19 protein-coding genes, 1 tRNA gene and 1 pseudogene are annotated in these 17,393 nt (G+C 64.1%); 6 read left to right on the plus strand and 15 right to left on the minus strand.

Annotated features, from left to right (window positions below; genetic code table 11):
• Nucleotides 1-269: 269 nt before the first annotated feature.
• The 5 genes from Q319_RS0109060 to Q319_RS0109080 all read right to left on the minus strand — a co-directional run bounded on the left by Q319_RS0109060 (nucleotide 270) and on the right by Q319_RS0109080 (nucleotide 4,933).
• Nucleotides 270-1,184, minus strand: a complete 915-nt coding sequence (locus Q319_RS0109060; RefSeq protein ID WP_029482002.1) for a carbohydrate ABC transporter permease — start codon at nucleotides 1,182-1,184, stop codon at nucleotides 270-272.
• The gene (locus tag Q319_RS0109065; protein WP_029482003.1) at nucleotides 1,181-2,041 is read right to left on the minus strand and encodes a carbohydrate ABC transporter permease; all 861 of its coding nucleotides are present in this window, start codon (nucleotides 2,039-2,041) and stop codon (nucleotides 1,181-1,183) included. Before Q319_RS0109065 ends, Q319_RS0109060 begins: the two co-directional genes overlap by 4 nt.
• Nucleotides 2,042-2,243: 202 nt before the next feature.
• Nucleotides 2,244-3,554, minus strand: coding sequence for an extracellular solute-binding protein (locus Q319_RS0109070; RefSeq protein ID WP_029482004.1), 1,311 nt, complete (start codon nucleotides 3,552-3,554; stop codon nucleotides 2,244-2,246).
• A 49-nt stretch (nucleotides 3,555-3,603) separates the two neighbouring features.
• Nucleotides 3,604-4,383: a DeoR/GlpR family DNA-binding transcription regulator gene (locus tag Q319_RS0109075; protein ID WP_245619074.1), complete on the minus strand. Its 780-nt coding sequence runs from the start codon at nucleotides 4,381-4,383 to the stop codon at nucleotides 3,604-3,606.
• Nucleotides 4,384-4,591: 208 nt separating this feature from the next.
• Complete coding sequence (locus Q319_RS0109080; protein ID WP_029482006.1) at nucleotides 4,592-4,933, minus strand: FKBP-type peptidyl-prolyl cis-trans isomerase; 342 nt, start codon at nucleotides 4,931-4,933, stop codon at nucleotides 4,592-4,594.
• A gap of 204 nt (nucleotides 4,934-5,137) precedes the next feature.
• On the opposite strand from Q319_RS0109080, the gene lepB reads away from it, so the two are divergent.
• Both lepB and Q319_RS0109090 read left to right on the plus strand, forming a co-directional pair.
• Nucleotides 5,138-5,731: a signal peptidase I gene (gene lepB / locus Q319_RS0109085; RefSeq protein ID WP_029482007.1), complete on the plus strand. Its 594-nt coding sequence runs from the start codon at nucleotides 5,138-5,140 to the stop codon at nucleotides 5,729-5,731.
• 72 nt (nucleotides 5,732-5,803) lie between these two features.
• A complete protein-coding gene (locus tag Q319_RS0109090) occupies nucleotides 5,804-6,340 on the plus strand; it encodes a hypothetical protein (RefSeq protein WP_029482008.1) in 537 nt (178 codons plus the stop codon).
• 52 nt (nucleotides 6,341-6,392) lie between these two features.
• On the opposite strand, the gene Q319_RS0109095 is transcribed toward Q319_RS0109090, so the two are convergent.
• The 3 genes from Q319_RS0109095 to mntA form a co-directional block, all read right to left on the minus strand.
• On the minus strand, nucleotides 6,393-8,006 hold the full coding sequence (locus tag Q319_RS0109095) for an ABC-F family ATP-binding cassette domain-containing protein (protein WP_029482010.1): 1,614 nt from the start codon (nucleotides 8,004-8,006) through the stop codon (nucleotides 6,393-6,395).
• Nucleotides 8,007-8,201: 195 nt separating this feature from the next.
• On the minus strand, nucleotides 8,202-9,011 hold the full coding sequence (gene mntB / locus Q319_RS0109100) for a manganese ABC transporter permease MntB (protein ID WP_029482011.1): 810 nt from the start codon (nucleotides 9,009-9,011) through the stop codon (nucleotides 8,202-8,204).
• A 51-nt stretch (nucleotides 9,012-9,062) separates the two neighbouring features.
• Nucleotides 9,063-9,785 carry a manganese ABC transporter ATP-binding protein MntA gene (gene mntA, locus Q319_RS0109105; RefSeq protein WP_029482012.1) on the minus strand — a complete coding sequence of 241 codons (723 nt, stop codon included), beginning with the start codon at nucleotides 9,783-9,785 and terminating at the stop codon, nucleotides 9,063-9,065.
• A gap of 91 nt (nucleotides 9,786-9,876) precedes the next feature.
• Here mntA and Q319_RS0109110 point away from each other — a divergent pair, with 91 nt between their 5' ends.
• Nucleotides 9,877-10,674 carry a GNAT family N-acetyltransferase gene (locus Q319_RS0109110; protein WP_029482013.1) on the plus strand — a complete coding sequence of 266 codons (798 nt, stop codon included), beginning with the start codon at nucleotides 9,877-9,879 and terminating at the stop codon, nucleotides 10,672-10,674.
• A 6-nt stretch (nucleotides 10,675-10,680) separates the two neighbouring features.
• Here Q319_RS0109110 and mntC read toward each other — a convergent pair whose 3' ends face one another.
• The 3 genes from mntC to Q319_RS0109125 are packed head-to-tail and all read right to left on the minus strand — an operon-like array spanning nucleotide 10,681 to nucleotide 12,924.
• Nucleotides 10,681-11,577 carry a manganese ABC transporter substrate-binding protein MntC gene (mntC, locus tag Q319_RS0109115; RefSeq protein ID WP_029482015.1) on the minus strand — a complete coding sequence of 299 codons (897 nt, stop codon included), beginning with the start codon at nucleotides 11,575-11,577 and terminating at the stop codon, nucleotides 10,681-10,683.
• The gene (rpmB, locus tag Q319_RS0109120; RefSeq protein WP_029482017.1) at nucleotides 11,574-11,819 is read right to left on the minus strand and encodes a 50S ribosomal protein L28; all 246 of its coding nucleotides are present in this window, start codon (nucleotides 11,817-11,819) and stop codon (nucleotides 11,574-11,576) included. The genes mntC and rpmB overlap by 4 nt, the downstream gene beginning before the upstream one ends.
• A gap of 49 nt (nucleotides 11,820-11,868) precedes the next feature.
• Nucleotides 11,869-12,924, minus strand: a complete 1,056-nt coding sequence (locus Q319_RS0109125; RefSeq protein ID WP_029482019.1) for a CobW family GTP-binding protein — start codon at nucleotides 12,922-12,924, stop codon at nucleotides 11,869-11,871.
• A gap of 31 nt (nucleotides 12,925-12,955) precedes the next feature.
• Here Q319_RS0109125 and Q319_RS0109130 point away from each other — a divergent pair, with 31 nt between their 5' ends.
• From Q319_RS0109130 to Q319_RS0109140, 3 genes are all read left to right on the plus strand, one after another.
• Nucleotides 12,956-13,399, plus strand: coding sequence for a hypothetical protein (locus tag Q319_RS0109130; protein WP_029482021.1), 444 nt, complete (start codon nucleotides 12,956-12,958; stop codon nucleotides 13,397-13,399).
• Between the two features lie 80 nt (nucleotides 13,400-13,479).
• A complete protein-coding gene (gene trxB, locus Q319_RS0109135) occupies nucleotides 13,480-14,457 on the plus strand; it encodes a thioredoxin-disulfide reductase (RefSeq protein ID WP_029482022.1) in 978 nt (325 codons plus the stop codon).
• A gap of 96 nt (nucleotides 14,458-14,553) precedes the next feature.
• Entirely contained in the window at nucleotides 14,554-15,069 is a 516-nt protein-coding gene (locus Q319_RS0109140; RefSeq protein WP_029482024.1) for an HD domain-containing protein, read from the plus strand.
• Between the two features lie 10 nt (nucleotides 15,070-15,079).
• Here the strand turns inward: Q319_RS0109140 and Q319_RS0109145 are convergent, their stop codons facing one another.
• From Q319_RS0109145 to Q319_RS0109160, 4 genes and pseudogenes are all read right to left on the minus strand, one after another.
• The gene (locus Q319_RS0109145; RefSeq protein WP_156039246.1) at nucleotides 15,080-15,577 is read right to left on the minus strand and encodes a hypothetical protein; all 498 of its coding nucleotides are present in this window, start codon (nucleotides 15,575-15,577) and stop codon (nucleotides 15,080-15,082) included.
• Between the two features lie 60 nt (nucleotides 15,578-15,637).
• Nucleotides 15,638-16,780, minus strand: a complete 1,143-nt coding sequence (locus tag Q319_RS0109150) for an acyl-CoA dehydrogenase family protein (protein WP_029482027.1) — start codon at nucleotides 16,778-16,780, stop codon at nucleotides 15,638-15,640.
• A gap of 152 nt (nucleotides 16,781-16,932) precedes the next feature.
• Nucleotides 16,933-17,009, minus strand: a tRNA-Pro gene (locus Q319_RS0109155).
• Nucleotides 17,010-17,081: 72 nt separating this feature from the next.
• Nucleotides 17,082-17,393 (minus strand): annotated as a pseudogene (locus Q319_RS0109160) (hypothetical protein); the annotation flags it as partial.

The raw sequence follows: 17,393 nt of genomic DNA on the forward strand, positions 1-17,393 counted from the left end.
CCAGAACGTCGGGTGATATGGACTCCGGTTGGAAAGTGTTGCAAACAGCCGGGAATCCGGGTCAGAGGAGGAGCGTTCCTTCCTGGGAAGCTCTGCAAGTCAGGAACGTCTGTCCATGACGGAGGCGAGAGGGGAAAAGTCGGGTTCCGGGCGTGGAAAGTAGAGACCGGAACTGTCCCGATCTCTACACTTTCCAACCGGAACTCGTCTCAGTCCTTGACTGCGCCGCCCGCGATGCCAGCCACGAAATGACGTTGCAGCTCAAGCAATCAACCTTTCGTCGCCCCGGAAGTCAACCCGCCCTGCCAGTATCGTCCCAGGCTCAGGAAGGCGATGATCAGCGGCAGAATGCTGACCAACGCGCCCAGCACGATCACGGTGTAAATGGGGTCCTGCCCGCTGCTGGAACTGGTCTGGTTCCACACTGACAGCCCCAGCGTCAGCGGAAAGAGGGTGTCCTTGTTGACCACCACCAGTGGCAGAAAGAAGTTGTTCCACGCGCCCACGAACGAGAATAGCGCCACCGTGACCAGCCCGCCGCGCACCAGGGGCAGCCCCAGTTGCCAGAAGATCTTGCCCTCGGACGCGCCGTCGATGCGGGCGGCTTCCATCAGGTCGGTGGGAAATCCGGCTTCCCAGAACAGGCGCATCAGGTACAGGCCGAACGGGTTGACCAGACTGGGCAAAATGACGGCCCAGTAGGTGTTGATCAGCCCAATCTGCTGCATCAGCAAAAAGATCGGCAGGGCCAGCGCGGTGCTGGGAACCATGATGGTGGCCAGAATCATGGTGAACAGCGCATCGCGGCCCCGGAACTGGAATTTGGCAAAGGCGTAGCCGCCCATCGCCGCGAACATCATGCTGCCTATCGCCGAGACCCCGGCGTACAGGAAGGAGTTGAGCAGCCAGCGCGCGAAGATGCCGTTTTCGCGGGTGAACAGGAGCTGAACATTTTCTGCAAAGTTGCTGGGCGAGGCGAACCACAGCCCGAAGGTGGAGTAAAGCTGGCCGTTGCTCTTGGTCATGGTGGTCAACACCCACCACAGCGGCAGCAGCGAGTAGATGCAGAACAGGAACAGCAGGCCCCATTGCAGCGGCGAAAAGCCCTCGCGCGGCGGTCTGGATGGGCGCGGGGCGCGGGCGGTTCTCGCGGTCTGGGGTTGCTCTATACCCGTGCTGGTCATGCGGTTTCTCCCCGGACGTTGCGTAAAAAGAAGCTGCTCAGAATCAGGGTCAGTACGGCCATGATGATCGCCAGCGCCGCGCCGTAGCCGAAGTTGCCGTCACGCGCCACCGCCAGATACAGGTAGGTGTTGGGTGTAATGTTGTCTGGCACGTAGCCCAGGGGACGCAGCACGAACGGTTCCGAGAAGATCTGCATGGTCCCGATCACCGAGAAGATGCCCGTCAGGGTCAGTGCCGGACGCAGCAGCGGCAGTTTGACGTAGCGGGTCACGTTCCAGTTGCTCGCGCCGTCGATGCGGGCCGCCTCGTAGATGTCGCCCGGAATGTTTTGCAACGCGGCATACAGCGTGATCATGTTGTAACCCGTCCAGGTCCACGTCACGATATTGCCGATGCTAAAGAGCAGAATGCTGCTGCTGAGAAAATCAGTGTTCAGGCCGGTGATCTGGTTCAGGGGCGACAGGTTCTTGGAGTACAGGTAGCCCCACAGCAACCCCGCGATGACGCCGGGCACGGTGTACGGCAGGTAAAAAGCGGTGCGGAAGAACTTCTGAGCGAAGCCTTTCTTCACGCTGTCCAGAATCAGGGCCATTGCCGTGGCCACCAGGATCATCAGGGGCACCTGAATGGCCAGAAACAGCAGGATATTGCCCAGTGATTGAAGAAAAGCAGTGTCCTGAAAGGCCCGGACATAGTTTTCCAGGCCGCCGAAGACGTTTTGTGCCGGGCCGAAGCCGACGCGCTTTTTGATGAACAGGCTCAGATAAATGGCATATCCCACTGGGGCAATGAAAAATGCGGTGAAAGCCAGCAGGAAGGGGGTCAGGAAAAACCAGGGCGTCGTGCGGTATCGCAAAGGCAAGCACCTCCTTAATTAAACTTGGTCAAGCTCAGTCAAAACCCGGCAACAATGCTTGAAACGAGGAGAGAGGGGTGCAACGTTCGCGCCCCTCTCTCCTGCCGTATCTGACCGCCCGTGCGCTGGCTGAGCGGTCAGACGGTCTGGCGTGCGGCTTGGAAGCACCCGAACATGCCCCGCTGTCCACACGTCATCCGCGCTACTTGACTGTGAAGCCGTTCTGCTTGGCGTAGGCCAGCGACTCAGCCTGCCACGCGTCCAGCGCCTGATCGGGGGTGAGCTGGCCCTTGAGCATCCGGTCGATCTGCTTGGTGTAGTTGTCGTTCACGAAGGGGAACCACGGTGCCCACTCGAAGTTCACGTTCACGCCGCGCGAAGCCTGCGCGTACACGGCGCTGATGTTCTGGCCGCCGAAGAACTTGCTGGGGTTCTTGCTGGTCACGGCCAGGGCGGGCAGGCTCAGGCCCGCGTCGCTGGCAGGGAACAGGCCTCCGTTGTTCCAGTCGGCGGTGATGGCCGTGGTGGACAGGTTGAGCCACAGCGCGAACAGCGTGGCTGCCTGCGGGTTCTTGCTCTGGGTGGTCACCACGTTGCTGCTGCCGCCCCAGTTGCCGCTCTTGATGGTGCCGCCTGCCGTCCACTGCGGCAGCGGGGCCACACGCCACATGCCCGCCGACTTGGTACCCAGGCTGCCCGCGTAGCCGCCCGGTCCCCAGGCCGCTTCCATGTTGGTGGCGAGTTTGCCCGCACCCGCCGCATTCCAGTAGTCGGCGCTGAAGCCCGCCAGCGTGCCGACCTCACCCTTCTTGATCATGGTGTTCCAGTAGTTCAGCGACTTCTTGGCCGCCGGGTTGTTCAGGGTCTGCACCCAGCCGTCGCCGTCGCGCTTGAAGAACTGCCCGCCGTCGGCCCAGGCCAGCGCCATGAACCACGGCGCGAAGGTGGCGTAGAAGTTGCCGAACTTGACGGCCCCGTTGCTCTTGGCCTTGACGGTGGCGGCGGCCTTGGCGTAGTCGGCCCAGGTCTTGGGGGCGGCGATGCTGTACTTCTTGAGAAGGTCGTCACGGTAGACCATCGCAAACGGGCCGGTGTCCTGCGGAATGGCGTACACGGCCTTGCCGTCAGGGCTGACCTGTCCCCAGGTCCACGGCACGAAATACTTCTTGTAGTCGTTTGCGCCGTACTTGCTGAGATCGGCCAGACCGCCGGTATCGGCGAAGGCGGGCAGGAAGCCGTATTCCACCTGTGCCACGTCGGGCGCACCTGCGCCGGCCTTGATGGCAGTCTGGAGCTTGGTGTAAGTGGCGGGGCCACCGCCCAGGTTCAGAATCTTGATCTTGATGTTGGGGTACGCCTTCTCGAAGGCCGTCACCGTTTTGTCCAGTCCAGGCACCCAGGACCAGACTTCCAGTGTGATCTTGTTGCTGGGGCCTTTGGGAAAGACGGGATCGGCGGCCAGGGCGGAACCGGCGAGCAGCAGGGCGGACAGGGACAGTACGAGTTTCTTCATGGAAAACCTCCGGTTGAGGATGAGTGTTGAATTAAGGTGGAAGCGGAGTCTAGACGATTCGAAGATCGGGAATGCAGTTCAGCAGATCGGCAGGCGGTCCGGTGCCGTACTTGTCAGTGATCAGGGTACGCACCGCCCCCGTGGCGGCCACCTGCGCCTGACTGATCTGGCCCAGTTTGCTGTGATCGGCCACCACCACGACCTCGCGCGACTGCTGGACCATGATCCGCTTGATCTCGGCTTCCTCGTGGTTGGCGTTGGTCACGCCTGCCGTGGCGCTCACGCCGTTGCAGCCCAGAAACAGCCGGTCCGCGTGGATGCGTCCCAGCACTTCCAGCGCGTAGGGACTGACCAGCGAGTGTTGCAGTGGGCGCAGCGTGCCGCCGGTCACGATGACCCGCACGTTGGGCAGCCGCTCCAGCTCCAGCGCAATGTTCAGTCCGTTGGTAATGATGGTCACGCCGCGCAGGGTGGGCGACAGGGCGCGGGCGACTTCGGTGGTGGTGCTGCCCACATCCAGAAACACGGTTTCATCGTTCTGGACCAGTCCCGCCGCCGCCCGCCCGATGCGCCGTTTGGCTGCCGAATGCCTGCGGCTGGTTTCTTCCAGAGAGGTCTCGCCCAGGAGGGGCGGACGCTCGAGATCCAGGGGAAGCCGCGCCCCGCCGCGCGTGCGCCGCAGTTGCCCGGAATCCGACAGGGCCTTCAGGTCGCTGCGAACCGTGACTTCCGAAACCCCCAGAAGTTTTGAAAGGTCTGAGGCGGAAACTTCGCCATTTTGTTGTGCCAGCGACAGAATCTCGCCCCTGCGTGCCTGAATCAAGGTCACCTCCTCCTGATCTTAGTTTTCGTTGCTTTCGGAGTTTACGATATAGATACCCACAGGTCAAGAGTGCAAAGTGGCCCTATTCTGGGTGTTGTGCTGTTGCTGCCCGCCGTTCGCGCGGCGTCCTGTGCCAGCAGTTCGCCCCCAGACCACGCGAGCGGCTGGGGGCGAGAAGTTGGGGCGATGGGTGCGGGGGGCAGGAGGTCCAGACTCAGCGCACGTCCACCAGTTCCACATCGAAGATCAGGGTTGCGCCGCCGGGGATCACGCCGGGCACGCCGGCCTCGCCGTAGCCCAGAGAGGCCGGGATGGTCAGTTTGGCCTTGTCGCCCACCCGCAACTGCGCGATGCCCTGATCCCAGCCGGCAATCACGTAGCCCACGCCCAGCGGAAACTCGATGGGTTCGCCCCGGTCCCGGCTGGAATCGAACTTCTGGCCGTTTTCCAGCATGCCGGTGTAATGCACCCGGACCATCTTGCCGGTCTGGGCGGGGGTGCCGGTTCCCTCTTCGTACTTCTCGACCTGGAGTTGGGGCTGTTCGGAGGCGCTCATGCCACGCAGGGTAAAGCCTGTCCCTTGGGTTTCCCCCAATCTCTGAAGTGACGGTAAATTCCAGAGATGCCGGAAACCGTTTGCTATATGCGATAGGAGGCCAAATGAAGCCGTGCAGGAGCGTTCGTACGCTCTGTATGGGAAAAATGAGACAATTTCCGGGATCGCACCGCCCAGCGGGCGCGCCTGCTACCCTGGGCAGCCGTGAACCCGGCATCGGCTCCAGTCCCTCTCAGTCCCTGGCAACGGGCCTGGCGCACCTGGATTCTGGGGGCGTTGTTGCCTGTCTATCTGCTCACCACTTTCGGGGGCACACTGGCGCGGGTGAACGGCGACTCGATGCAGGAAACGCTGGCCACCGGGGACGTGCTGCTGCTGCTGAAATACCCGCGCTGGCTGCGTGCCTGGGGCCTGCCTACCCCTTACCCGAGGCGCGGCGATCTGCTGATCTTCAAGGCCCCGGCGGACAGTCCGTACAGCTATGAAAGCGTCTGGGGTCTGCGCCACCGCCCCTACAACGTCAAGCGGGCGCTGGCGCTGGCGGGTGACACGGTGGCCATTCAGGACGGGCAGGTCGTCCTGAACGGTCAGCCACTGGCCGAAAGCTACGCCAGCGAGGGCTTCCTGCGCGATCAGCCCGCGCTGACGGTGCCGCCGGGCAAGGTCTGGGTAATGGGCGACAACCGCCGCCTGGGGTCCAGCCTGGACAGCCGCGTGTACGGCCCGGTCGACCTGCGCGACGTGGCCGGACCCGCCGACCTGCGCCTGTGGCCCCGGCCAGGCCCCATCCGGCGCTGACGGTTCCCCGACGACGCCCTCCTGATGACGCGGTGGGGCAAGTCCTCACCCTGGGTTGCTACCGTCCTGAGTATGAAAGCTTCCTCTCTTCTTGCCGTCGCCGCGCTCACTGTGGGCACCGCCAGTCTTGGCCCCATCAGTCTGGGCACGGCGGGCGCACAGACGCTGGTGCCGTTCAGCGACTCCAAATTGCCCTTCAAGGTCAGCTTGCCGCAGGGCTGGCTGGGCGCGGATTTCGCCGACGGCACCTCCGGCGTCAGTCTGGTGTCGGCCAAGGCCCCGCCTGCCACGCTGATCCGCCTGCTGTTCATGCCCAAAGAGGGCAAAGCCGTGGACCTGAACACCGAATTCGGCAAGTTCGAGACGGGTCTCAAGTCCAGCGGCGTGACCATCAAGCAACTGTCGAGCAAGGACGCCCGTTACGGCGGCGTGGGCGGCAGCGAGCGCGAGTACAGTGTGACCCACCCCCAGGGCCAGCTAAGAATTCGCGTGTGGTACGGCAACGGCGCGCGAAACCTTTACTCCTTCCAGCTCACCGACTCGCCCGCCCGGTACGCGGCGGCAAATGCGCTGTTTACCAAGGTGTTGGCGACGTTGCGCTTCCAGTAGGGTTTTCCATTCAGGGAAATGGTCTGACCGCCAGGAAGCTATTCCCTGGCGGTTAAATCTCTGTCTGCACCTTGCCGCCCTCCACCACCCATACCCGCGTCGCCACCCGCCCAATTAGCGTGCGGTCATGGCTGGCCAGCAGGACCGTGCCGGGAAAGTCCAGCAACATGTCCTCCAACGCCTCAATGGCGCGAATGTCCAGATGGTTCGTCGGCTCGTCCAGCACCAGCACCTGCGCCCGCGTGACGCTCAGGCGCGCGAGGCTCAGGCGGGTGCGCTGGCCACCGGACAGGCCAGAGAGGGCAAAGGCGGGGCCGCCTGGCAGGTCCAGCCCCGCCGCAATCTCGTGAAGTTGGTGCGGTGTGAGGTCCGGGTTGGCGTCTAGCAAGGCACTTCCTACCGTGGACAGTCCAGACAGTTCCTCGCCGTGCTGCCCCGCCGCGTAGACGGTCAGGCCCGGCCCCCAGCGAAGTTCCCCTGTATGCCGCAACGTGCCCAGGAGTGCGCCCAGCAGGGTGCTTTTGCCACCGCCATTGGGGCCGGTCAGGGCGACACGTTCCCCGCGCCGCACATCCAGATGAACGTCACTCAGAATCCTGTTCTCACCGCGCCAGACCCTTGAAGCCCGAACGCTCAACACTTCGGAAGGGCCGTGCGGAGCCGGGGGCAAATCCAGGCGCACGGTGCGGCGGTCCTGAAAGGGCTTGGTGGTGGCATGGGAGTCCAGACGCTCCACCGCCTTTTCCAGCATCCTGGCGCGGGACGAATTGACGTTCTCGGCGTTCTGTGCTTTGCCTCTGGAGAGCAGCTTGTCGCCGTCGCTGGCGCGCTTGGGGTTGTAGCTGCCCGCACTCCGGGCCTTGCTGGCGCGGCGCAGCCGTTCTTCCTCCAGCGCCGCCCGCTTGCGCCTGAATGCGGCGTAATCGCGCTCCTGGGCCTCGCGCAACGTCGCCTTGAGGTCTATCGCCTCCGTGTACGCGCCGGGATACGTGGTCAGGGTGCCGCGCTCCAGTTCCGCTGTCCGCCCTGCCACCGCGTCCAGAAAGGTGCGGTCATGGCTCGCCATCACGAACGCCGCATCCGATCCCTGAATCCAGTCTTCCAGCCACGTCGCACCGTCCGCGTCCAGATGGTTGGTGGGTTCATCCAGCAGATACACGTCAGAAGGGGAGAGCAGCAGACGGGCCAGCATCACGCGGCGGGTCTGGCCGCCGGACAGCGCCCCCGCATTCAGCTCTGCCGACAGTCCCAGACCGTCCAGCACGCCTGCCGCCCGCGCCTCAAAATCGTAGCCGCCTGCCAGCCGGTACGCTTCCTCGGCTTCCGCAAAGGCGTTCAGGGCGTTGTCGTCGGCGTTGCATAGTGCGGCGGAGGTCACCCTGAACACCTGCCGCGCCCGTCGCAATCCCGGCGGGGTCACGGCGTCCAGCAGCGTCCCTGCCTCCGTCCGGGTGTGCTGGGTCAGCAGGGCCAGCCTGCCCATTCGCGTCACTGTTCCCGCATCTGGCGCGTCCAGCCCCGCCAGCACGCGTAGCAGCGTACTCTTGCCGCTGCCGTTTTCTCCGATCAGGGCGAGGCGTTCGCCCGCTCCGATCTCTACGTTCACACCTTCAAAAACCGTCTCGTCGCCGTAAATCCGGGCGACTTCCGTGGCACGCAACAGCATTCAGCAACCCCCTGTGGGTGAAGGCCGTCCCAGACAACGTGGGCAGGCAATTCAAACCGTGATTACAGGAGGTTGGGGCGCAACTTGGAACATCCTTTGAGTGGACGGAGGGCCGAACGCCGGGAAGCCCGGAAGCGTTGGCGTGAGTTTATCGCGTGGGGGCGCGGCTAGGCCAGATGGCGCACCTACCCGCGCTCACTCCTTGCGCCGGAACAGCAGCACCAGCAGAAAGACCGCCGTGTTCACCAGCACAATCGTTGCGCCAGTGGCCGTGTCCAGGTAATAGCTGAGGTACAGGCCCACCACGCCGCCCCCAATACCCAGCGCGGCGGCCAGCGCGATCATGCGCGGCAGACTGCGGGCCAGCAGGCGGGCCGTGGCGCTGGACGTGATCAGCAGGCTGACGCTGAGGGTGGTGCCCACCAGTTGCACGGTCAGCACCACCACCAGACCAATTAGAATGAGGAGCAGGCTTTCCAGCCGCCTCACGGGCAGGCCCACCGCCCGCGCCTCGGTGGGATCGAAGGAGGCCAGCAGCAGTTCTTTCTGCACCGCGTACAGCACCGTGCCCACCACCAGCGTGACCACCAGTGCGCTCCACAGGTCGGCGGTGGTGACCCCTAACGGGTTGCCGATCAGAAAATGGCTCAGGTCCGAGGTAAAGGTGGGCACCCGCGAAAGCATCACGATGCCCAGCGCGAACATGCCCACGAACACGATCCCAATGGCGCTGTCCTGCTTGAGGCCGCTGCGCTGCCCCACCACGCCGATGCCCAGGGCGGTCAACACGGCGGCCACCAGCGCCCCCAACAGCAGGCTGCCGCCCGACAGGAACGCCCCCACGATGCCCGGCAGCACTGCGTGACTCATGGCGTCCCCGATGTAACTCAGGCCGCGCAACACCACCCACGCGCCTACCAACGCGCACAGCACGCTGACCAGCGACACGGCCAGCAGCGCGCGCACGAAGAAATCGAATTGCAGGGGATCAGTCAGGAAGTTCATGGATTGGGTCTGAGGCTTTCGAGCAGGCTCCAGGAGTCGTCCCTCATGCCCTCAAGCCTCGGCATGGGTATGTCCCAGGTGCGAGGTGCTGAACGTCGCCTCGATATTCTGCGGTGTGTAGACCTCGGCGGGGGTGCCGTCGGCCACCACGCGCCTGTTGATCAGGATCAGGTGATCGCACCAGCGCCGGGCCTGTTCCAGATCGTGGGTGACCATCACCACGGCGCGGCCCCTGTCGGCCTGGGCGCGCAGCAGGGCCATCAGTTGTTCCTGCGTGGTGGCGTCCACTCCTGTCAGCGGTTCGTCCAGCAGCAGCAGATGGCCGTCACGCACCAGCATGCGGGCCAGCAGCACGCGCTGGCGCTGGCCCCCGCTGAGCGCGCCGATGTGGCGATGTCTCAGGTCATACACGCCGGTTTCCTTCAGCGCTGCCGCCACCCGCTCACGGTCCGCGCGGCCCGGCCAGCGCAGCCAGCCCAGGCGTCCGGTGCGGCCCATCATCGCTGCGTCCCAGACGGTGACCGGAAAGCCCCAGTCTAGCGTCTGCTGCTGTGGCACATACGAAATGCAGTTCTGTGCGGTGTGGCCCGCGTCGAACTGCACGGCGTCATTGTGGTCCGGCAGCAGGCCCACCAGCGTCCGCAGCAGCGTGGATTTGCCTGCACCGTTGGGACCGATGATGGCCGAGAAGGTTCCGGCCTCGAAACGCACGGTGGCGTCTTCCAGGGCCACTTGCGAGCCATATTTGACAGTCAGATGTTCAACGCCCAGCACGGCGGCAGCTTACTCCTGTCGGGCTGATATTGCGAGTGGGTTATCAAGAAGCAGAGGAGAGGTCTGGGCGAATTAGGAATTAGGCTGAGGCATGGACGCTGACCTCCGAGCAAGCCTGCTGACCGCCTACGACGCCCAGTTGCGCGAGGGAACCGAGATGCTGTCTGCCGACAGTGTTGACCGGAACGGCCCGCTGTGGCGCGGTAAGTTTGGGGACCGGGGGTTTGTTTCTTACCGTTCGCTGGCGGGTCTGGAAGGTCAGGCACTGGATAATCTGATCGCGCAGACCATCGCGCATTACGCTGCCGATACGCACACCACGTCCTTCGAGTGGAAGACGCGTGGACATGACGCGCCCGCCGATCTGCCGCAACGCCTCATCGCGCAGGGTTTCAAGGCCGGGGATGCCGAAACCGTCATGCTGGGTGAGGCCCAGTTGCTGGCCCAGCCTGTCCCGCTGCCGGAAGGGGTCACTCTGCGCCGCATCGACAATCAACCTGATCCTCAACCGGATGTGGTGCGGGCTGCCAGAGCGCAGGAACTCGCCTTCGGGCACCCATCTGACGAGGATGATCTGATGCGCCGCATCGAGCAGGGCGCGGGCCGGGTGGAACTGTGGGTGGCCGAAACCGCGCAGGAGATGGTCTGCGTGGGCCGCCTTGAAGTTCTCCCGAACACTGAATTTGCTGGGTTATGGGGCGGCGGTACGCTTCCAGAGTGGCGTGGGCGGGGCATCTACCGCGCCCTCACCGCTGCCCGCGCCGGGTCTGCACTTGCCAGAGGCGTGCGCTACCTGCACAGCGACTCCACCGAATTTTCCCGCCCGATTCTGGAGCGTAGTGGTCTGCTGGCGGTCACCACCACGACGCCGTATGTCTGGCGTCGCTGACCTGTCCTATTTCAGCGCCCCTACCATCTCATCCACGTTGAAGCGCAGCGCCTTCAGGAACGTTTCGCCCGCGCCCCCTTTCGGTCCCAGCGCGTCGGTGTACAGGGGCGGGGCAATCTTTGCGCCAGTCTCTTTTGCCAGCGCCTGCGCCAGACGGATGTTGACCGTGTTCTCGGTAAAGATGACCTTTGCGCCGCTCTTTTTAACCGCCGTGATCAGCGTTGCCAGTTCGCGCGCACTCGGCTCGCGCTCGGTGCTGAGGCCGGGAATTACTGCGCCCACGATCTTCAGGCCGTAGCGGGCGGCAAAATAATTCAGCGCGTCGTGGTTGGTCACGATCTGGCGTTTGCTGGCGGGCAGGGTGGCAAATTGCTTTTTCGCGTAGGCATCGGCCTCGCTCAGCTTTTTCAGGTACGCGGCGGTGTTCCCCGCATAGCTGGTTTTGCCTGCCGGATCAAGGGCCGTCAGCGCGCTCTGGATATTTTTCACGTAGCCCGCCGCCAGTCCCAGATCCCACCACGCGTGCGGGTCAAAGTCGCTGTGTTCTTCCCCGGCATGGTCTTCGCCTTCCTCTTCCTTGCCGCCCTCACGCAGCTTCAGACCGCTGGTCAAAGTCTTGACCGGCACCGACGGCGCAGAGGCGCGTACCTGCGGCAACCACGGCTCCAGCCCCGCCCCGTTGACGAACAGCACCCGGCTGCCCGCCAGACCCCGGATCACGCTGGCCGTGGGCTGGAAGCTGTGTGGATCGGCCCCGACAGGCACGATCTCGTTGACGCTGACCCGCGCGCCGCCGACATTCCGCACGAAATCGGCCAGGATGCTGTTGGACACGCTGACTTGCAGGGGCGCGGCCTGGGCACTCGCCAGACCCAGGAAAGCCAGCAGCAGCAGACCCCTCACAGCAACTCCACTTGCGTAAAGCCGCCGCGCACCAGCGTCCGCAGGGCGTGGGCGCTGAGCCAGACGGTCTTCACCACGCCGCCCTCGCGGATGGTGCGCTTTTGCAGATTGGCCTTCTGTACCCGCTTGCTGACGCCCGTGACCTTGCGGCCCACGCCGCCCGCCGCCCGCGCCTTGCCGCGCCGGATCACACTGTTGACCACCAGATTCTTCTTGCCTGTCAGATAACATTCACGGCTCATTTGAAACTCCTTTGGAGATGTTGGGTAAGGGGAAAAAGGGCGGCGGAGGTCAGGGTGAGATAGCCCCTTCCAGCAGCCCATCGATGGCCGCGCCGTCCAGGTTATGTCCGATAAACACGATCTCGCTGAACGCCTCGGCGGGATCGTGCCACTCCCCGGCCCCCTCCAGCGCCAGTTGCCGCCCGGTGTGGTTCCACAGGGTCGCCAGTCCGTCGCCCAGATCCACCCAGCCCTTGCTGCGAATCACGTTTCTGGGCAGACCGCCGATCAGCACTTTTTGCAGTGCCGCCGAATCGAAGGGCTGGGCCGCGCGGTAGATGTGGGTGCCCAGGCCGTAGGTCTCGCTTTCAGGGGTGTGTTCTTTTTCCAGTTCGGCCATCCACGCGTCCATCTGGCTGGCCTGATCAAAGTCAAACAGATGGGTGTCCAGCACCTCGGTCACGTCTATCTGACCCTGCTGGGCGTCCAGCACGCGGGCGCGGGGATTGGTGATGCCCACCAGTTCGCGCAGTTGCTGCACGTCGTCTGCTGCTGCCAGATCGGTTTTGTTCAGCACCACGATGTCTGCGAATTCGAGCTGTTCGGCCAGTAGTTCCCCGAAGCCCCGCTCGAAGTCGTCGCCGGGAATGCTGTCCTGGCGGTTCCACAGGTCAAAGAACTGGGCGCTGTCCACCACCGTCACCATCGCGTCCACATGCACCCGCCCCAGCAGGTTGGGAATGGCGTCCTGGCCGGGTTCGGGTTCGATCTCCAGTTCCTCGGGGGTCAGGCAAAAGCTCTGGGCGATGGGCAGCGGCTCACCGATTCCGGTGGACTCGATCAGGATGGCGTCCAGCGTGCGAGTGTCCAGCAGGTCTTCCACGGCCAGCAGCAGATCGCCGCGCAGCGTGCAGCAGATGCAGCCGTTGGACAGCTCAATCGTCTGCTCGTCGGTCTTTACCACTAGGCTGGCGTCAATGTTGACCGCGCCGAATTCGTTGACGATCACGGCAATTTTGCGTCCGCCGGACTGTCGGATCAGGTGGTTGAGCAGCGTGGTCTTGCCTGCACCCAGAAAACCGCACAGCACGGTGATGGGTACAGATGGAGAGGCAGGAAAGGTCATCGATTGGTAATGATATACTATTATCAATAACATGACAAGAGTTGATCTCCGGCCCGCCTGTCCCCTGACCGTCCAGTTCTGGCTGCTGGGCCTGGACGCCCGGCAGGGCCATCTGCTGCTGCGCGGCTTTCAGAAACGTCCAGCGTCCCAGGGCAGCAGCGCGTATGTGCTGGACACGTTGACCCTGCACAGCTCTGGGCTGTGGGTGCGGCGCGGGGGGGAAGTGCTGCACTTTAACCGCCGCACCCACCTGTACACCCTGGATGACCGCCTCGTCCCAGCCCGTTTTGCCTGTCAGCTCCTGCGTTCCGCCCTGCAACAGCACGAGGTCTGGATCATGGAGCGTTTTGGCCCGGCGCACCGTCGGTCACAGTTCAGCGCCCAGCGTCCGCCCCGCCCGGTGGCCCGGTCCCTGGAGGTGTGGCGCGCGTATGTGCGGCCATCTCTGGATCGTGCGCTGCCGCCTGAGCGCTGATTCTTCAATCACTGATGCTTTAAAAAGTAAACTGTGCGTGCTTAACCAACTTTCAGAGTGGGCGGTGGTACGCTTTTCTCATGACCAGCACCCTCCCGCAAACACAGGATTACGACGTCGTGATCGTCGGCGGCGGCCCCGCCGGACTGACGGCGGCCATCTACACGGGCCGCGCCAGCCTGTCCACCCTGATTCTGGAAAAGGGCCTGCCCGGCGGCCAGATCGCCCAGACCGAGGAAGTCGAGAACTACCCCGGTTTCCCCGAACCCATCAGCGGCATGGAACTCGCCGGGCGGATGCAGCAGCAGGCCGAGAAGTTCGGCGGCAAGATCGAGATGGACGAGGTGGAGGCCATCGAGCAGACCGGCGATCACCACTACCCATTCCTGGTCAAGGGCTACAGCGGCAACTACCGTGCCAAGAGCGTGATTCTGGCAACGGGCGCGAACCCCAAACGCCTGAACGTCCCTGGTGAGGAAGCGTTCTGGGGCCGGGGCGTCAGCACCTGCGCCACCTGCGACGGCTTCTTTTACCGGGGTAAGAAAGTGGTGGTGATCGGTGGGGGAGACGCCGCCGTGGAAGAGGGCCTGTTCCTGACCAAGTTTGCGGATGAAGTCACCCTGATCCACCGCCGCGACAGCCTGCGCGCCAACAAGGTTGCCCAGGCCCGCGCCTTCGCGAACCCCAAGATGAAGTTCATCTGGGATACGGGCGTGGAGGAAATCCAGGGCGACGGCGCAGTGAGTGGCGTGCGCCTCAAGAATCTCAAGACGGGCGAGGTCAGCGACATGACCACCGACGGCGTGTTCATCTTCATCGGCCATGTGCCCAACACCGAGTTCGTCAAGGACACCGTCAAACTGCGCGAGGACGGCTACGTGGACGTGACCGACGAGATCTACACCAGCGTGCCCCTGCTGTTCGCGGCGGGCGATGTCAGCGACTACATCTATCGCCAGTTGGGCACCAGCGTCGGCGCAGGCACCCGCGCGGCCATGAGCGCCGAGCGTGCGCTGGCGGCGCTGGAAGTGGCCGGGGCGGAAACGGCAGCCGACTGAACTTCATGGCTCGAACGGATGGGAGGCGGCTGATCGGGCTGGCCTCCCGCTCTTTTCTTGCGGTTCCAGGGGCCGCTTTCCACTATCCTGATGCCCATGAAACCCCTGCGCCTGTCTGACCGCATAGGCCGCAAGGCGCTGGGTTACGCGGCCAAGGTGCGGCGGCTGGCGCGCAGCGTGCGGGCCGTGGACGCCCACCCGGACGACGCCTGGGCGTTGACCCACCTGACGCAGGGCGAAGCGCGGGTCTACGCGGGTATGGACCCCCGTGACCGCGAACACGCCTGCCGCGTCACCCTGCACCTGTTGCGCGAACATCCTGGCGCGGCCCCTGAACTGGTGGCCGCCGCCCTGCTGCACGACTGCGGCAAGAGCGTGCGCCCGTACCGTGTGGCCGAGCGTGTGCTGGTGGGGCTGGTGCCCACCCGGCTGGCGCGCCTGCTGCCGCCTGTGGGGGCGCTGGGCATCCGCGCCCAGCACCCGGAACTGGGGGCCACACTGCTGACCCACGCTGGGGCCAGGATAAGGGTGGCCCGGCTGGTGGCCCTGCACCACCAACCCGGCAGCGAACCCGACGCGGCCCTGCTCCACCATTACGACGATCAGGAATGAGGGGCGCTCGCTAGCGGATCAGCGGTTTTGAAACGACGTTCTGGCTCCGGGCGTCGCGCAGCCAGTAGGTCTTGCCGCTGGCGTCCCTAAGCTGGGCGATCACACGCACGTCCTCGCCCGCCGTGAAGCCGTTTGCGCTGCCACTTCCCCAGGCACACACCTGCGTGAAGCAGTTGCTGGCTCCCGAGAAATCGCTGAGCCGGGGCGAATGCCACAGGCCCGCTCCGGTGAAGACGTAAATGCCTGTAACCTTCAGTGGATCAGTCGCGGCTGGGTTGCTGGCCGGGGCGCTGGCCTCCACATTGACGCGCACACTGAAGCGGTCGGCCTCCCGGACCAGTTGTGGGGCCGCCGTGAGCCGCAGCAGTTGCCCACCCAGATTCAATGTGGCAGGAGCATTCAGCAGGTCCCCGGCCAGCGGTGTGGGCGCGCTGTCCAGCGAACCGCAGCCCGCCAGTCCCAGACCGCACAGCATCATTCCGATTCGCGCCAGTCCGGGTGGTCTCATGCCCCCATCTTAAAGGAAGGCCGCTGATCTGGGACTGACAAAGGCCCTCTGCCCATCGCCCTACGCCAGCAGGCTTTTTGCGATGATGATCTTCTGAATCTCGCTGGTGCCCTCGTAGATTCGCAGCAGGCGCTGATCGCGGTAGTAGCGCTCCACCGGGCTGTCTTTCATGTAGCCCATGCCCCCGGCCACCTGCACGGCCTTGTCGGCCACCTGGGACAGCGCCTCGGTGGCGTGGTACTTGGCAACGGACGCCATGCGGCGCACGTCCTGGCCCTCGTCCACCATCCAGGCCACCTTCTGCCACAGCACGCGGCTGGTCTGCACGGCAATTTCCATCTCGGCCAGCATGAACTGCACCGCCTGGAATTCACCGATGGGCTGCCCAAATTGCTCGCGGGTCTTGGCGTGGGCCACCGAGAGGTCCAGCAGGCGCTGCATGGCCCCGGTGCTGCGCGCGGCAATCCCTACCCGCCCGGCGGTCAGGATGCCCAGCGCCTCGCGGTAGCCCATATGCTCCGGCCCCAGCAGGTTCGCGGCGGGAATCTCGGCGTCCTCGAAGATCACCTCGGCGGAGAGCGCCCCCTTCTGCCCCATCTTCTCGTCGATCTTGCCCACGCGCACGCCGGGGGTGGTCTGCGGCTCCACCAGAAAAGCACTCATGCCCTTGGTGCCGCGCGCCGGATCGGTGATGGCGATCACGGTCAGCAGTCCGGCAATCGGCGCGTTGCTGATGTAGTGCTTGGTGCCGTTCAGCACGTACACGTCGTCTTTTTTAACGGCGCGGGTGCGGATGTTGGCCGCGTCCGAGCCGCTGCTGGGTTCGGTGATGGCAAAACCCGCCACGCACTCGCCGGAGGCCATGCGTGGTAGGAACCGCCCCTTCTGTTCCTCGGTGCCCAGCCGGACCAGACCCGACGTGCCAATCGAGGCGTGGGCGCTGATCACGCCGCCGAAGCCCATGTGCCCCTGTCCCAGCGCCTCGTAGACGGCACAGCGGCCCAGCATGCCAAGGCCCACGCCGCCGTATTCCTCGGGAATGCTCAGGCCGAACAGGCCCAGCCCGGCGGCCTCCTTAAACAACTCAGGTGGCACGCTGTTGGTGTCCTCAATCTCGTGGGCGCGCGGTTCCACGCGGGACAGCATGAAGTCACGAATAGTCGCCTGCACCTCGCGCAGGTCATCGGGCAGATTGAAATCCATTTGGGCCTAGCCTAGAGCATCTGGCCCACGCTGTCTGGACGGCGCAACCCACTGTTCCCAGGCGACGCACGAATTGATGAACCAAAAAAATCTGCGAAAGCGTTTGACGGCTTCCGCAGATCTGATCAGGAGGGACCCTGTGAACTCGATGCTGGTCGAGGCGGCGAGATTTGAACTCACGACCCCTACCACCCCAAGGTAGTGCGCTACCAGGCTGCGCTACGCCTCGATTCCCAGCCTCAGAACTATAAGTGTTCAGAGGGCATCGGTCAAGGGTGCGAATCTGAGTGGGTGCATCCCGCTAAGCTGGGATCGGAAAGGCAGCGTGGCGAACGTCATCCAGACTCACCAGGGGATTGATGTTGTTCAGGTTGGCACGAAGCGAGGCCATGCCACTGGCCCCAGGACGGGACCAGTGCATGCCCGAACCCTTCATGCGCCAGCCAATCACACTTTTGTTGATGCCTTCGATCTGCCCTGAGCCAATCGGCCAGCCCTGAGTGCGGTAGTGGGGATAGTTCATCAGGTGCGTGCGCCTGAACAGATAGTTCAGGGCCTGTTGTGCTTCTGAACTCCACTGCCTCTGCCCCACAGGGGCAGAGGCAAAGGTTTG

Origin of the sequence: Deinococcus marmoris DSM 12784 (assembly GCF_000701405.1) — a bacterium.
Lineage (GTDB): Bacteria > Deinococcota > Deinococci > Deinococcales > Deinococcaceae > Deinococcus > Deinococcus marmoris.

Bases quoted from the DNA above. Each gene is read 5' to 3' on its own strand.
- Q319_RS0109060 (WP_029482002.1), bottom strand. From the start codon at position 1,184: ATGACCAGCACGGGTATAGAGCAACCCCAGACCGCGAGAACCGCCCGC.
- Q319_RS0109070 (WP_029482004.1), bottom strand. From the start codon at position 3,554: ATGAAGAAACTCGTACTGTCCCTGTCCGCCCTGCTGCTCGCCGGTTCC.
- Q319_RS0109080 (WP_029482006.1), bottom strand. From the start codon at position 4,933: ATGAGCGCCTCCGAACAGCCCCAACTCCAGGTCGAGAAGTACGAAGAG.
- Q319_RS0109090 (WP_029482008.1), top strand. From the start codon at position 5,804: ATGAAAGCTTCCTCTCTTCTTGCCGTCGCCGCGCTCACTGTGGGCACC.
- Q319_RS0109095 (WP_029482010.1), bottom strand. From the start codon at position 8,006: ATGCTGTTGCGTGCCACGGAAGTCGCCCGGATTTACGGCGACGAGACG.
- mntB (WP_029482011.1), bottom strand. From the start codon at position 9,011: ATGAACTTCCTGACTGATCCCCTGCAATTCGATTTCTTCGTGCGCGCG.
- Q319_RS0109110 (WP_029482013.1), top strand. From the start codon at position 9,877: ATGGACGCTGACCTCCGAGCAAGCCTGCTGACCGCCTACGACGCCCAG.
- rpmB (WP_029482017.1), bottom strand. From the start codon at position 11,819: ATGAGCCGTGAATGTTATCTGACAGGCAAGAAGAATCTGGTGGTCAAC.
- Q319_RS0109125 (WP_029482019.1), bottom strand. From the start codon at position 12,924: ATGACCTTTCCTGCCTCTCCATCTGTACCCATCACCGTGCTGTGCGGT.
- Q319_RS0109130 (WP_029482021.1), top strand. From the start codon at position 12,956: ATGACAAGAGTTGATCTCCGGCCCGCCTGTCCCCTGACCGTCCAGTTC.
- trxB (WP_029482022.1), top strand. From the start codon at position 13,480: ATGACCAGCACCCTCCCGCAAACACAGGATTACGACGTCGTGATCGTC.
- Q319_RS0109140 (WP_029482024.1), top strand. From the start codon at position 14,554: ATGAAACCCCTGCGCCTGTCTGACCGCATAGGCCGCAAGGCGCTGGGT.
- Q319_RS0109145 (WP_156039246.1), bottom strand. From the start codon at position 15,577: ATGAGACCACCCGGACTGGCGCGAATCGGAATGATGCTGTGCGGTCTG.
- Q319_RS0109150 (WP_029482027.1), bottom strand. From the start codon at position 16,780: ATGGATTTCAATCTGCCCGATGACCTGCGCGAGGTGCAGGCGACTATT.